The sequence below is a fragment of the Streptomyces sp. NPDC017056 genome, from assembly GCF_044332485.1.
GTDB lineage: Bacteria > Actinomycetota > Actinomycetes > Streptomycetales > Streptomycetaceae > Streptomyces.
The window spans coordinates 100,969-113,794 of sequence record NZ_JBIRPD010000017.1; the positions used below are offsets into that span (position 1 = coordinate 100,969).

11 protein-coding genes are annotated in these 12,826 nt (G+C 73.7%); 6 read left to right on the plus strand and 5 right to left on the minus strand.

From position 1 onward, the window contains the following. The first annotated feature begins 285 nt into the window (after nucleotides 1-285). The 4 genes from ACH4OW_RS28480 (at nucleotide 286) to ACH4OW_RS28495 (ending at nucleotide 4,548) form a co-directional block, all read left to right on the plus strand. Entirely contained in the window at nucleotides 286-1,437 is a 1,152-nt protein-coding gene (locus ACH4OW_RS28480) for a low temperature requirement protein A (protein WP_398030581.1), read from the plus strand. Between the two features lie 348 nt (nucleotides 1,438-1,785). Further along, entirely contained in the window at nucleotides 1,786-2,598 is an 813-nt protein-coding gene (locus tag ACH4OW_RS28485) for a L,D-transpeptidase family protein (protein WP_360129455.1), read from the plus strand. A gap of 55 nt (nucleotides 2,599-2,653) precedes the next feature. Beyond that, nucleotides 2,654-3,883 (plus strand): P1 family peptidase, encoded by a 1,230-nt coding sequence (locus tag ACH4OW_RS28490; RefSeq protein WP_398030582.1) that lies wholly within the window; start codon nucleotides 2,654-2,656, stop codon nucleotides 3,881-3,883. A gap of 53 nt (nucleotides 3,884-3,936) precedes the next feature. Then, nucleotides 3,937-4,548: a YIP1 family protein gene (locus ACH4OW_RS28495; protein ID WP_360129461.1), complete on the plus strand. Its 612-nt coding sequence runs from the start codon at nucleotides 3,937-3,939 to the stop codon at nucleotides 4,546-4,548. Nucleotides 4,549-4,590: 42 nt separating this feature from the next. Here ACH4OW_RS28495 and ACH4OW_RS28500 read toward each other — a convergent pair whose 3' ends face one another. Further along, complete coding sequence (locus ACH4OW_RS28500; RefSeq protein WP_398030583.1) at nucleotides 4,591-4,857, minus strand: hypothetical protein; 267 nt, start codon at nucleotides 4,855-4,857, stop codon at nucleotides 4,591-4,593. Nucleotides 4,858-5,051: 194 nt separating this feature from the next. On the opposite strand from ACH4OW_RS28500, the gene ACH4OW_RS28505 reads away from it, so the two are divergent. Then, the gene (locus ACH4OW_RS28505) at nucleotides 5,052-6,266 is read left to right on the plus strand and encodes a CaiB/BaiF CoA transferase family protein (protein WP_398030584.1); all 1,215 of its coding nucleotides are present in this window, start codon (nucleotides 5,052-5,054) and stop codon (nucleotides 6,264-6,266) included. A gap of 99 nt (nucleotides 6,267-6,365) precedes the next feature. Continuing rightward, nucleotides 6,366-7,625: an Ig-like domain-containing protein gene (locus ACH4OW_RS28510; RefSeq protein WP_398030634.1), complete on the plus strand. Its 1,260-nt coding sequence runs from the start codon at nucleotides 6,366-6,368 to the stop codon at nucleotides 7,623-7,625. A gap of 72 nt (nucleotides 7,626-7,697) precedes the next feature. On the opposite strand, the gene ACH4OW_RS28515 is transcribed toward ACH4OW_RS28510, so the two are convergent. From ACH4OW_RS28515 to ACH4OW_RS28530, 4 genes are all read right to left on the minus strand, one after another. Then, entirely contained in the window at nucleotides 7,698-8,792 is a 1,095-nt protein-coding gene (locus tag ACH4OW_RS28515) for an alanine racemase (protein WP_398030585.1), read from the minus strand. A gap of 127 nt (nucleotides 8,793-8,919) precedes the next feature. Then, a complete protein-coding gene (locus tag ACH4OW_RS28520; protein WP_398030586.1) occupies nucleotides 8,920-10,935 on the minus strand; it encodes a fructose-specific PTS transporter subunit EIIC in 2,016 nt (671 codons plus the stop codon). A gap of 84 nt (nucleotides 10,936-11,019) precedes the next feature. Further along, nucleotides 11,020-11,967, minus strand: coding sequence for a 1-phosphofructokinase (gene pfkB, locus ACH4OW_RS28525; protein ID WP_398030587.1), 948 nt, complete (start codon nucleotides 11,965-11,967; stop codon nucleotides 11,020-11,022). Next, nucleotides 11,964-12,734 (minus strand): DeoR/GlpR family DNA-binding transcription regulator, encoded by a 771-nt coding sequence (locus ACH4OW_RS28530; RefSeq protein ID WP_360129479.1) that lies wholly within the window; start codon nucleotides 12,732-12,734, stop codon nucleotides 11,964-11,966. The genes pfkB and ACH4OW_RS28530 overlap by 4 nt, the downstream gene beginning before the upstream one ends. Between the last annotated feature and the right edge of the window lie 92 nt (nucleotides 12,735-12,826).

Here is a 12,826-nt window from a genome sequence, read left to right on the forward strand (position 1 = left end):
CGGGCGCCCGGGCGAGGGCGCGTCAGACCTGGTCGGGGCCGGTCCGGGCCGTGGGGCGCGACGGTCGGCGGGCAAGACGGCACGCACCTCCTTTCCCCTGTGAACTCCTTACCCGGAACGTGCGTTGCGAGCGAGAAGTTCCAGGGCCGACCGGCGGGGTGCCCGCGCGCCCCGTGGCGGTGACCGGCCGCGCGGGCTGTACTGAGGTCCTTCGAAGCGGTACGGGAGCAAGGAGCGGCGGATGAGCTGTGTGCGGCGCGTGCGCTGGGCTGGGGCGCGCTCGTGATGGCCCGTATGGTCCCGCGTGGACGCGCGGAGGCACACCGCGCCGCCACCCCACTGGAGCTGTTCTTCGACCTGTGCTTCGTCGTGGCCGTCGCGCAGGCCGGCCGGCAGCTCGTCCACGCGCTCGCCGAGGGCCACCCGGGTCACGGCATCCCGGGCTACCTGATGCTTTACTTCGCGATCTGGTGGGCGTGGGTCAACTTCTCGTGGTTCTCGTCCGCGTACGACACGGACGACGCGCTGTACCGCGTGGTGACGCTCGTACAGATGGCGGGCGTGCTGATTCTGGCGGCGGGGGTGCCGCGCGCCTTCGACGGCGACTTCGCGGTGGTCTGGTTCGGCTATCTGGTGATGCGGCTCGCGCTGGTGGCGCAGTGGCTGCGGGCCGCGCACGGCAGCAGCGGCCCCGAGCGGGCCACCGCGCTGCGGTACGCGGCCGGGGTGAGCCTGTGCCAGGTCGGCTGGCTGGCGGTGCTGCTGTCCCCGGGGGGCGTGCGGCCGTGGGTGTTCCTCGTGTTGGCGGTCGCGGAGATGGCCGTACCCACCCTGGCGGAGCGCGGCCACCAGACGTCCTGGCACCCTCACCACATCGCGGAGCGGTACGGCCTGTTCGTCATCATCATGCTGGGCGAGACGGTGTCCGCGGCGACGGTCGCGGTGCAGTCGGCGGTGGACGAGCAGGAAGAGCTGGCCGGACTGCTGCCCATCGCGGCGGGCGGCCTGCTGCTGATCTTCGCCGCCTACTGGATCTACTTCGCGGTCCCCATCCATCTGCACCTGGCCTCGAACCGGCAGGCTTTCCTGTGGGGTTACGGCCACTACCTGGTCTTCGGCTCGGCGGCGGCGATCGGCGCGGGCATCGAGGTGGCGGTGGAGCAGGAGGTGGGCGAGGCGCATGTCTCGCTCTTCGCGGCGTCCGCGTGTGTCACCGTGCCCGGTGCGCTGTTCATGTTCACCGTGTGGCTGATCCACTCCCGGCACCAGAAGCGCGGGGTGGCGCAGCAGTTGGTGCTGCCGGTGTCCGCCGTACTGGTCCTGGCCTGCACGTTTGCCGGGCACGCCGCGGTGCTGCTGACCGGGCTGGTGGCTTCGGCGACCGTCGCGGTGGGGGCGTCGCTGACCGCTCGTCAGGGGCAGGCGCTGGAGAGCTGACGCTCCGCCACTCGGCCGCAGGCAAAAGGGGTACGCCCCCACATCAAGCCCCTCCCCCTCCCCTCCGCCTTGGGGCCCCCTCCACCTCGGGCACCCCCCTCCACCTCGGCCACCCCTCCCCTCCACCTTGGGGCCCCTCTCCTCCGCCTCGGCCACCCCTCCCCTCCCCCGCACCTCACCTATCCGGCCAAAGGACCCGTTTGTTTCGGCCATTGGCCCCCTGTCGCGCATGAAGGGCGTGGGAGCGGGTCCGGGCGTTTCCATGGACGGTGTAGGGTGCGGATTGCCCGTTTTATGCCTACGACAGCCCACCGGCCCGGAGCCGACGGGCGAGGAGACGCCACGGACATGGTCGCCCGCCACGCCCAGCAACGCGGTACGCGAATAAGGATGACCCGCCGCGGCAAGGCCGTGAGCGGCCTCGCCCTGACCACGCTGGTGGGCACGGCGCTGTGGGCCTGGCCGGCCTCGGGCGACGACCACGACGGCCACCGCTCCGAGCAGGCCCGCCCGGCACCCTCGGCCTCACAGGCCCCGCGGCACTCCGCCGCCGGCGCTGCCGCGGCACCGGTCCCGAAGGCGATCCCCGGCCTGAGCGACGCCGCCCGCAAGCAGATTCCCGCCGAATCCCGGCAGGTCCTGGTCGTCACGGGGCAGGGCGTGGACGCGCACGACTCGTCCGTCGTCCTCTACACCCGTGCCGAGAAGTCCGACGGCTGGCGGCCCGGCGCCCAGTGGCCCGCGCACAACGCGTCCCGGGGCTGGACCAAGGACCACCGGTACGGCGACCTGCGCTCGCCGGAGGGCGTGTTCACGCTCAGCGACGCGGGCGGCAAGCTGGCCCCGCCGCCGGGCACCAAGCTGCCGTACGACCGGAACGACAGCTTCGTCGCGCACGGCACCGGCGTCGAGGGCGAGCCACTGGGCGGCGCCTTCGACTACGTCATCGCCATCGACTACAACCGCGTCAAGGGGTCCTCGCCGCTGGACCAGCGGCGCCCGCAGGGTGCGGAGAAGGGCGGCGGCGTCTGGCTGCACGTGGACCACGACGGCCCCACGCAGGGCTGCATCAGCCTCAAGCCCGAGGTGATGCAGGAACTGCTGCGGACCCTGGACCCGGCGCAGCACCCGGTCATCGTGATGGGCCCGGCCGGCCACTGACACCGGCCCGCCGCGGCCCGTACCGCTCGCCCCTCACCCGTGGTACGCATGTGCCATGGCCGACGCGCAGCAACCGCCCGACGCTCCCGTCCCGCACGCCCATGACCTGCCCGAAGCCATTCCCGTGCGGCAACGCCCCGGCCCGCGTGACGCGTTGACCGACGTCACCGGACTGCGGGTCGGGCACGCGCGGCGCGTCGGCGGCGGGCGGCTGACCGGCACCACCGTCGTACTGGCTCCCGAGGGCGGTGCCGTCGCGGCCGTGGACGTGCGCGGCGGCGGCCCCGGCACCCGCGAGACGGACGCCCTGGACCCGCGCAACCTGGTCCAGCGTGTCGAGGCGGTGGTCCTTACCGGTGGCAGCGCCTTCGGCCTGGACGCCGCGTCAGGTGTGGTGGCCTGGCTGGAGGAACACGGCCGCGGCTACCGCGTCGGGCCCGACCCGTCGCAGGTCGTCCCCGTCGTGCCGGCCGCGGCTCTCTTCGACTTGGGCCGGGGCGGCGACTGGCGCGCCCGCCCGGACGCCGCCCTGGGCCGCGCGGCCGTCGAGGACGCCGCCGGTACGGAACCGAACGCTCCGGTCGGGCAGGGAAACACCGGCGCCGGTACGGGCGCGGTGGCCGGCGGCGTCAAGGGCGGCATCGGCACCGCGAGCCTGGTCCTGCCCTCGGGTGTCACGGTGGCCGCGCTGGCCGCCGTCAACGCCGCGGGGTCGGTGGTCGATCCACGTACCGGTGTGCTGTACGGCAGGTACGGGGAGCTGTGCGAGGAACTGGCCGGAGCGCAGGGCGCCGGGCCCCGTCCGGGTGACGCGGGCGCCGGGCTCCCCTCCCCCGGCGCGCACGCCGCCGCGCGGCGCCGCCTCGCCGAGGCCCGTACCGCTTCCGAGCGCCGCTCGGCCACGTCGGTGCGCCCGCCCCTGAACACCACGCTCGCCGTCGTCGCGACCGACGCCGACCTGACCCGCGCCCAGGCGCAGAAGCTGGCGGGCGCCGCGCACGACGGCCTGGCCCGCGCCGTGCGCCCGGCCCACCTGCTGACCGACGGCGACACGGTCTTCGCCCTCGCCACCGGCGCCCGCCCGCCGGTGGCGGAAGAGGCCGCCGCCGACCCCGCGTTCGGGGTGCACGCGCAGGCCGGGGCGCTCAACGAGATCTTTGCCGCGGGGGCCGACGCGCTGACCCGCGCCGTGGTCAAGGCGGTGCTGGCGGCCGAGTCGGTGGACACCCCCGGCGGCTGTTTCCCCTCGTACCGCGACCTCTACCCGTCGGGATCGCCCTCCTGACGACCTCTACCCGTCGGAACCGCCCTCCTGACTCCGGTGGTAGAACGGGCCTTATGTCCGCGCCGCCGCCTCCCCCCACGCTCGTCCAGCCGCCGCCCCGCAAGAAGCCGGTGCCGCCGAAGCCGCGCCGGCTGTGGTGGCACCGCCTGCTGTTGGGCCTCTGGTACCGGCCGGTGGAGGTGATGGACGAGGCACGCGACCGCAGCGCCTGGAGCGCGGCCGTACTGCTGTGCCTGATCAGTGGCGCCCTCGGCATCGTGTCGGTGGACGCCTTCCGCAAGCAGTGGGCGATGGACCAGCGGCAGGCGCTTGAGCTGGCGGCCATCGCGGAGGCGGGGGTGCTGCTGGCCAGTCTGGCGCTGGGCGTGGTCACCCACGCCATAGCCCGCACGATCGGCGGGAACGGCCGGTTCGAGCCGACGGTCAGCCTGTTCGTCGTGCTGTTCTGGGTCACCGACCTGCCGCGGCTGGTGCTGGCGACGTGGCTGCCGCACGGCTCGACCCTCGTACAGGCCGTCGCCTGGACGACCTGGGGTTTCGGCTATCTGCTCGCCATTCTGCTGATCCGCGGTCAGCACCACCTGTCCACGTTCAAGGCGGGGGTGGCCGTGGCGGTGCAGATGCTGGCCTCGCTGGCGCTGCTGAAGCTCGGCCCGGTGCGCTGAGGACCGGGCCCGTACCGCTCGGGGCCTTGCGCGGCGCCCGGCTCAGTGCCGCTCGCGGCCGTCCCACTGCCGTACGAGTCCGGCGAACGCCTCGCGCTCGGCGGCGCTCAGCTCCACCCGCTCGGACGGCGGCCCGGCGGGGCCGGTCTGCCGCGGCACCGCGCCCAGCGTCGGCCGGGGGCCTGGCCCCGACGTGACCTCGAAGCGGGTGCGGCGCGCGATCCTGGCCAGGCTCGCGGCCCACACGACGGTGACGGCCAGCAGGATGGCCAGGCCGATCTGCTGGAGGAGCGAGACGGAGGGGAGCATGCGGTCCTCCAGGTCGAGTGCGCCGCGGTACGGTTCCGGGCCCGTGGGTCCCAGTAGTAGACACCATGTCAAGGACCTTTGACAGGGGATTGATGAGACTTAAGTCCCACAAGTGACGTATCTCCTACTTCCCCCGCCGGAAGATCGTCCACGAGCATGTCGGCACACCGCCCTCCGACCCGAGGAGTACGCACGTGCCGCAGCCGCCCGCCCCCGCGACCGGCCAGGAGCCGCCCGCCGCCCCGAAGGCCCTGGAGGGCGTCCTCGTCGCCGACTTCAGCCGGGTCCTGGCCGGGCCGCTGGCCGCCGCCACGCTGGCCGACCTCGGCGCCGACGTCGTCAAGGTGGAGCGGCCCGGCGCCGGTGACGACACCCGCTCCTGGGGCCCGCCCTTCGCCCCGGACGGCACGGCCGCCTACTTCGACGCCGCCAACCGCTCCAAGCGCGGCCTCGCCCTGGACCTCGCCGACCCGGGCGACGCGGCGGCGGCCAGGGAGTTGGCGCGCCGGGCCGACGTACTGATCGAGAACTTCCGGCCCGGCGCGCTCGCCCGCTACGGCCTGGACCCGGCCGCGACCCTCGCCGCCCACCCCGGCCTGGTGCACTGCTCGATCACCGGCTTCGGCTCCGGCGAGGGCGCGCACCTGCCGGGTTACGACTTCGTCGTGCAGGCCGTCGGCGGCCTGATGAGCATCACCGGCGAACCGGGCGGCCCGCCCTTGAAGGCGGGCGTCGCCCTCGTCGACGTCCTGACCGCCAAGGACGCCGCCACCGCCGTCCTGGCCGCGCTGCGCCACCGGGACCGTACGGGGCGGGGGCAGCACGTCGAGGTCAACCTGCTCTCGTCACTGCTCGGTTCGCTGGTCAACCAGGCGTACGGGCACCTGGCCACCGGCCGCGACCCCGGCCCGATGGGCAACCGGCACCCGAGCATCGCCCCGTACGAGACGCTGGCCTGTCGGGGCGGGCAGCCGCTGGCCGTCGCGGTCGGCAACGACCGGCAGTTCCGGGCGCTGGCGCACGCGCTGGGCGCGCCGGCGCTCGCCGACGACGAGCGCTTCGCGCGCAACCAGGACCGGGTGCGGCACCGCGCGGAACTGGTCAAGGAGTTGGAAGGGCTGCTGGCGGCGGAGACCCCGCACACGTGGACCGAGCGGCTGACCGCCGCCGCCGTGCCGTGCGGGCCGGTCAACACCGTCGGCGAGGCGCTGGAACTGGCCGGACGGCTCGGCCTGGAACCGGTCGTGCCGGTCGGCGCCGGCCGGGTACCGCAGGTGCGCAGCCCGCTGCGGCTGTCCGCGACCCCGGTCGCCGCCCCGTGCGCCCCGCCCGCCCTGGACGAGCACGGCGAGCCCCTGCGCGCCTGGCTGTCCGGCCCGCCCGAGGCGCCCCTGCCACCTCTGACGTGACGTTCGTCACAACGAATCGGGGAGTGCAACCAAACCCGCCCGTAGTTGCTGTTTACCAGCACTGACTGACAACACCCTTGCATGGAGCAGCCCGTGACAATGCCGGACAACACCGCGCCGCCCGCACCGTCCCGCACCAAGCGCCGGCTGCGCCGTGGTCTCGCGGCGGCCTCCCTCCTGGCCGCCGGCGCGCTGACCCTGTCCGCCTGCGGTGGCGACGCCTCGGCCGGCGGCAAGGACGGCAAGGGAGGCCAGGCCGGGGCGGACGCGGCGGCCGCCAAGGACGCCTCCACCGCGAAGATCGCGGTCTCCTCGAAGGACGGCGCCACCGACGCCAGCATCAACGAGACCGGCGTCACGGTCAGCGGCGGCAAGCTGACCGACGTACAGCTGGTCCAGGTGGACAACGGCGCCAAGGTCAAGGGCTCGATAGCCGCCGACGGCTCCTCCTGGAAGCCGTCGGTCCAGCTGGAGCGGGGCACCAAGTACAAGCTGGTCGCCAACGCCAAGGACGACAAGGGCCGGGCGGCCACCGAGAACGCCACCTTCCAGACCGTCTCCTCGAAGAACAGCTTCATCGGCTCCTACACCCCCGACGGCGGCAAGACCGTCGGCGTGGGCATGCCGGTGTCCTTCAACTTCGACAAGTCGATCACCAACAAGAAGGACGTCCAGTCCCACATCACGGTGACCTCCAGCAGCGGCCAGAAGGTCGTCGGGCACTGGTTCGGCCCCCGGCGCCTGGACTTCCGCCCCGAGCAGTACTGGAAGGCCGGCTCCAAGGTCACCCTCAAGATCGACCTGGACGGCGTCAAGGGCGGCGACGGCATCACCGGCGTGCAGTCCAAGACGGTCACCTTCGACATCGGCCGCTCCCAGGTCTCCACCGTCGACATGAACACCCAGACGATGACGGTGGTCAGGGACGGCAAGACCGTCAAGTCGATCCCGATCTCCGGCGGCAGCGCGAAGAACCCGACGTACAACGGCCAGATGGTCATCTCGGAGAAGTTCGTGCAGACCCGCATGGACGGCTCGACGGTCGGCTTCGGCGGTGAGTACGACATCAAGGACGTCCCGCACGCGATGCGGCTGTCCAGCTCCGGCACCTTCATACACGGCAACTACTGGGGCAGCCCGTCGATCTTCGGCAAGTCCGGCACCAGCCACGGCTGCGTCGGCCTCCAGGACAACAGGGGCGGCGGCGGTGACACGCCCGGCAAGTGGTTCTTCGAGAACTCGCTGATCGGTGACGTCGTGGTCGTCAAGAACTCCCCCGACAAGACCGTGAAGCCGGACAACGGCCTCAACGGCTGGAACATGTCGTGGAGCGAGTGGCAGGCGGGCAACGCGGCCTGACCCCGTACGCGGGCTACGACACAACGGTGGCCGGTCCCCTTCGGGACCGGCCACCGTCGGCTTCGGGGCGCCTCAGGTGTTGGCGCCCCGTGCCGCCACCCGCCAGCGGTCGACCACCTCGCGGTCCCGGACGACCAGCAGTTCGTCGGCGAGGTTGACCGGCGTGCACAAGTGGTTCGGGACGACGGCGACCACCGAGCCCAGGGACGGCCCCGGTACGCCGTCCGGAAGGCGGACCACCGCGTGGTGCTCCCACAGCCCCGAGACGGTCGCCTGCGGGAACCGGGGCAGGTAGCCGTGGCCCGTCACCCACGCAGACCGGTCGGAGCCGAGCACCTTGCTGCCGACGTCCAGCACGAAGCGGCCGGGCGCGGGAACACTGATCACCGTCGCCGCGGCGGCCAACGCGAGATCCTCCGCCCCGCACGTCCCCATGGCCAGCTGGGTGGCGTCGTTGCAGACGTAGACACCGGGGCGCAGTTCGCCAACCGCGCCCGGCTGCCACCGGCCGGCCGTCGGGGTCGACCCGCCGCTGACCACGCGCGCCTCGAACCCCAGGTCGCGCAGTGCCTGTGCGGCCTCGCCCAACGCCTGCTCCTCGTCACGCGCGGCCCGCTCCCGTGCCTGCGGGTCGTGCCGGTAGCCGTGTCCTGGGAACGTGAACACACCGGCCACCCGCAGCCCCGCGTCCGCCGCGGCCTGCGCGATCTCGCCGGCGTCGTGCGGCCGCACGCCGGTCCGGTGGCTCCCGCTGTCGACCTCGACGAGTACGTCCACCGGCCGCGCGCTGCCGCGTACGGCCGCTCCCAACCGCCGGGCCCCCTCGGGGGACTCGACGCCGACGCTCAGGGCGACTTCGTCCGCCAACCGGCGTGCCCGCCGCGCCTTGGCCTCGTCGAGCCACAGGGGATACGCGATGAACAGGTCGTCCACGCCGCTCCGGGCGAACACCTCGGCCTCGCCGAGTGTGGCCACCGACAGCCCGCGCGCGCCCGCCCGGAGCTGCCGGTCGGCGATCTCCGCGCACTTGTGGGCCTTGGCGTGCGGGCGGAGGGCGAATCCGCCGGACCGCGACGCCTCGGCCATCCGCGAGATGTTCCTGTCCAGCACATCCGGATCGACCACCAGAGCCGGCGTGTTCAGCCCTTCGGGCAGCGGTATCGCCATCACTTGCCTCCCACCTCGAATCACGTCGAGGTGATCATGGCAGTTGCCCGGCCCGGGCCGGGGCCGTTGCCCCGGGCGGAGCGCGCCCGGGGCGGCCACCGGCCGAGATCTGTCCCGTATGTGCCGGTCAGACCGTTACCGGTGTCCCCTCCGCCGCTGCCGGTTCCGGGGCGGGGGCCGCGGGGGCGGGCGTCTTGCGGAGGCCCTTCAAGAGGACGACCAGGGCTGTGGTGACCGCCGTACCGGCCAGCACGGCCACCAGGTACAGCAGCGGCTGCCCGATCAGCGGCACCACGAAGATGCCGCCGTGCGGGGCACGCAGCGTGCAGCCGAAGGCCATCGACAGGGCGCCGGTGACCGCGCCGCCCGCCATCGCGGAGGGGATGACGCGCAGCGGGTCGGCCGCCGCGAACGGGATCGCGCCCTCGGTGATGAACGAGGCGCCCAGCACCCAGGCCGCCTTGCCGTTCTCCCGCTCGGTACGGGTGAACAGCCGGCCGCGCACGGTCGTGGCCAGCGCCATCGCCAGCGGCGGCACCATGCCCGCCGCCATCACCGCGGCCATCACCTTCAAGCTGCCCTCGTTGGGGTTGGCGAGGCCGCCCACGGCGAAGGCGTAGGCCACCTTGTTGAGCGGGCCGCCAAGGTCGAACGTCATCATCAGGCCGAGGATGACTCCCAGGATGACCGCGTTGGCGCCGGACAGGCCGCCCAGCCAGTCGGTGAGCGCCTTCTGGAGCTGGGCGACGGGCTTGCCCACCACCAGGAACATCAGGAAGCCGACGAGCGCCGAAGAGATCAGCGGGATGACGACGACCGGCATGATCCCGCGCAGTGCGGGCGGCACCCGGACCCGCTGGACCGCCATCACCACCGCGCCCGCGATCAGGCCCGCGATCAGGCCGCCGAGGAAGCCCGCGTTGACGGTCAGGGCGATGGCACCACCGACGAAGCCCGGGACCAGGCCCGGCCGGTCGGCCATGCCGTACGCGATGAAGCCCGCCAGGACGGGGACGAGGAAGCCGAAGGCGACGCTGCCGATCTGGAAGAGCAGGGCCGCCCAGCTCGCGGACTCGGTCCACACGAAGTGCTCGGCGACGGACGGCGCCTTGTTGATCCCGTACCCGCCGATCGCGAAGGCCAGCGCGATCAGCAGGCCGCCGGCGGCGACGAACGGCACCATGTAGCTGACGCCGGTCATCAGCCACTTGCGCAGCCGCGTGCCGAAGCCGTCGCCCGCGGCGCCGTCCCGGTCCATGGGCGCGGGCCCGGCCGACGCGGGTACGGAGACATCACCGCGCGCGGCCTTCTCCCGTACCTCCGCGATCAGTTCGGCGGGCCGGTTGACGCCCGCCTTGACGCCGACGTCCACCGTCGGCTTCCCGGCGAACCGCGCCTTGTCCCGCACCTCCACGTCGTGCGCGAAGATCACGCCGTCCGCCGCCGCGACGACCTCCGGGTCCAGCCGCTTGAAGCCGGCGGAGCCCTGCGTCTCCACGACGAGTTCCACGCCCGCGTCCCGGCCTGCCTTGGCCAGCGCTTCGGCGGCCATGTAGGTGTGCGCGATGCCGGTGGGGCAGGAGGTGACGGCAACGATGCGGAAGGGGGGTACGGCCTCGTTCGGCTCGGGTACGTCGGGTACGTGGGGTGCCTTGGGCTGCTCGGGTGCCTCGGACGGCTCGGGGGCTTCGGGCTGCTCGGGGGCTTCGCCCCGGATGAGCGCGGCCGCCGCCCCCGGGTCGTCCGCCGCGCGCAGCGCGCCCGTGAACTCCTCGTCCATCAAGTGCCTGGCCAGCGACGACAGGATCGTCAGGTGGTCGGCGTCGCCACCTGCCGGTGCCGCGATCAGGAAGATCAGGTCGGCGGGGCCGTCCGCGGCGCCGAAGTCGATGCCGTCGGCGCTGCGTCCGAAGGCGAGTGTCGGCGCCGTGACGTGCTCGCTGCGGCAGTGCGGTATGCCGATGCCGCCGTCCAGGCCGGTCGGCATCTGGGCCTCGCGCGCGGCCACGTCCGCGAGGAAGCCGTCCAGGTCGGTGACCCGGCCGGCCGCGGCCATCCGCTCGGCCAGCGACCGCGCGGCCGCCTCCTTGGTACCGGCGGCAAGGTCGAGGTCGACCAGTTCCGCGGTGATCAGCTCACTCATCGCGGGCTCCTTCGCTCGCATCAAGTCCCAGCCCAGCCACAGAAATCCCGGGTACGCGGGGCAGCCGGAGCCGCCCTCGCCCGGTCACGGCGCCGGCTCCCGCAGCACCGTCTCCACCGGCACCGACCCGGCCACCACCACCGCCGAAGGATCGAGGTCCGCCGGCGTCGGCATGGCGCTGCCCGGCAACTGCACCGCCGCGGCGCCGTACGCCACGGCCGCGGCCAGCGCCCGTACGCCCACGCCGCCCGCCGCCAGGAACCCGGCCAGCGACGCGTCGCCCGCCCCCACGTTGCTGCGTACGGCCGCGACCGGCGCGGACGCGAAGTGCGCGCCGGTCGCGTCGACGAGGAGCTGCCCGTCGGCGCCGAGCGAGGCGAGCACCGCGCCGGCGCCCAGCGCCCGCAGTTCGCGCGCCGCCTCGGCCGCGTCGCCGACGGTGCGCAGCGGGCGGCCCACGGCCTGTGCCAGCTCCTGCGCGTTCGGCTTGACGACGTCCGGCCGTGCACGCAGGGCCGCGGTCAGCGAGGGCCCCGAGGTGTCCAGGGCGATGCGCGCCCCGGCCCGGTGCACCCTGGCGACGAGTTCCGCGTACCAGGCGGGCGGGAGTCCGCGCGGCAGGCTGCCGCAGCAAGCGATCCAGTCCGCTCCGGCCGACCGGGTCCGTACCGTCTCCAGGAGGGCTTCGGATTCGTCCGCCGTCAGCTCGGGGCCCGCCGCGTTGATCTTCGTGAGGGTGCCGTCCGGTTCGACGGCGGAGATGTTCGAGCGGGTCTGCCCGGCGACCGGTACGCCCGCGACCTCGATGCCCTCGGCCCCGAGCAGCCCGCCCAGGGCCGCGCCCGCCGGGCCGCCCAGCGGCAGTACGGCGAGGGTGCGGTGCCCGGCCGCCGCGACGGCCCGCGAGACGTTGACGCCCTTGCCGCCGGGGTCGATCCGGTCGGCGGCGGCGCGCAGTACGGCGCCGCGCTCCAGCGCCGGGATCTCGTAGGTACGGTCGAGGCTGGGGTTGGGGGTGACGGTGAGGATCATGCGCGCACTACTTCCGTGCCCGCGCGCTCGATGGCGAGGGCGTCGTCGGGGCTGAGCCCGGTGTCGGTGACGAGCAGGTCCACGTCGTCGAGTCCGCCGAAGCGGGCGAAGTGCGCCTGCCCGAACTTGCTGCTGTCCGCGACGAGCACGACGCGCCGCGCGGCGGCGATCGCCGCCCGCTTGACGGCCGCCTCGGCGAGGTCGGGGGTGGTCAGGCCGCCCTCCAGGGAGAAGCCGTTGGTCGCCAGGAACACCACGTCCGCGTTGATCTCGCGGTAGGCGCGCAGCGCCCAGTCGTCCACCGCGGCCCGGGTGCGGTGCCGGATGCGGCCGCCTACGAGGTGCAGGGTGAGGCCGGGGTGGTCGGCCAGCCGCGCGGCGACGGGGAGGGCGTGGGTGACGACGGTCAGCTCGGCTTCCAGCGGCAGTTCGGCGGCGATCCGGGCGGCCGTCGTGCCCGCGTCGAGGATGACGCTGCCGGGCGCCGGGCCGCCGGGCAGCTCGGCGAGCGCGGCCCGCGCGATCCGCTGCTTCTCGTCGGCTGCGACGGTGTCGCGCTCGGCGAGGTCGGGCTCGAAGTCCAGGCGGCCCGCGGGAATGGCGCCGCCGTGCACCCGGCGGACCATTCCGGCCCGGTCCAGCGCCTTCAGGTCCCGCCGTACGGTCTCGGCGGTGACCTGGAACTCCTCGGCGAGCGAGAGGACGTCGACCCGCCCGCTCTCCCGTGCCAGCCGCAGGATCTCCTGCTGGCGCTCCGCTGCGTACATGGTGGTGTGTGCCTGTCTCGTGCCCGGCTATGTGGTTTCAGGGCCAAAGTACGTCCACATCGGCGGGAAGTAAACACATACGGAAGCGCGAC

Excerpts from the sequence above, each read along its gene's own strand:
- ACH4OW_RS28480 (WP_398030581.1), top strand. The coding sequence starts at position 286 with ATGGCCCGTATGGTCCCGCGTGGACGCGCGGAGGCACACCGCGCCGCC.
- ACH4OW_RS28530 (WP_360129479.1), bottom strand. The coding sequence starts at position 12,734 with ATGTACGCAGCGGAGCGCCAGCAGGAGATCCTGCGGCTGGCACGGGAG.
- ACH4OW_RS28515 (WP_398030585.1), bottom strand. The coding sequence starts at position 8,792 with ATGGCGATACCGCTGCCCGAAGGGCTGAACACGCCGGCTCTGGTGGTC.
- ACH4OW_RS28485 (WP_360129455.1), top strand. The coding sequence starts at position 1,786 with ATGGTCGCCCGCCACGCCCAGCAACGCGGTACGCGAATAAGGATGACC.
- ACH4OW_RS28500 (WP_398030583.1), bottom strand. The coding sequence starts at position 4,857 with ATGCTCCCCTCCGTCTCGCTCCTCCAGCAGATCGGCCTGGCCATCCTG.
- ACH4OW_RS28495 (WP_360129461.1), top strand. The coding sequence starts at position 3,937 with ATGTCCGCGCCGCCGCCTCCCCCCACGCTCGTCCAGCCGCCGCCCCGC.
- ACH4OW_RS28510 (WP_398030634.1), top strand. The coding sequence starts at position 6,366 with ATGCCGGACAACACCGCGCCGCCCGCACCGTCCCGCACCAAGCGCCGG.
- pfkB (WP_398030587.1), bottom strand. The coding sequence starts at position 11,967 with ATGATCCTCACCGTCACCCCCAACCCCAGCCTCGACCGTACCTACGAG.
- ACH4OW_RS28490 (WP_398030582.1), top strand. The coding sequence starts at position 2,654 with ATGGCCGACGCGCAGCAACCGCCCGACGCTCCCGTCCCGCACGCCCAT.
- ACH4OW_RS28520 (WP_398030586.1), bottom strand. The coding sequence starts at position 10,935 with ATGAGTGAGCTGATCACCGCGGAACTGGTCGACCTCGACCTTGCCGCC.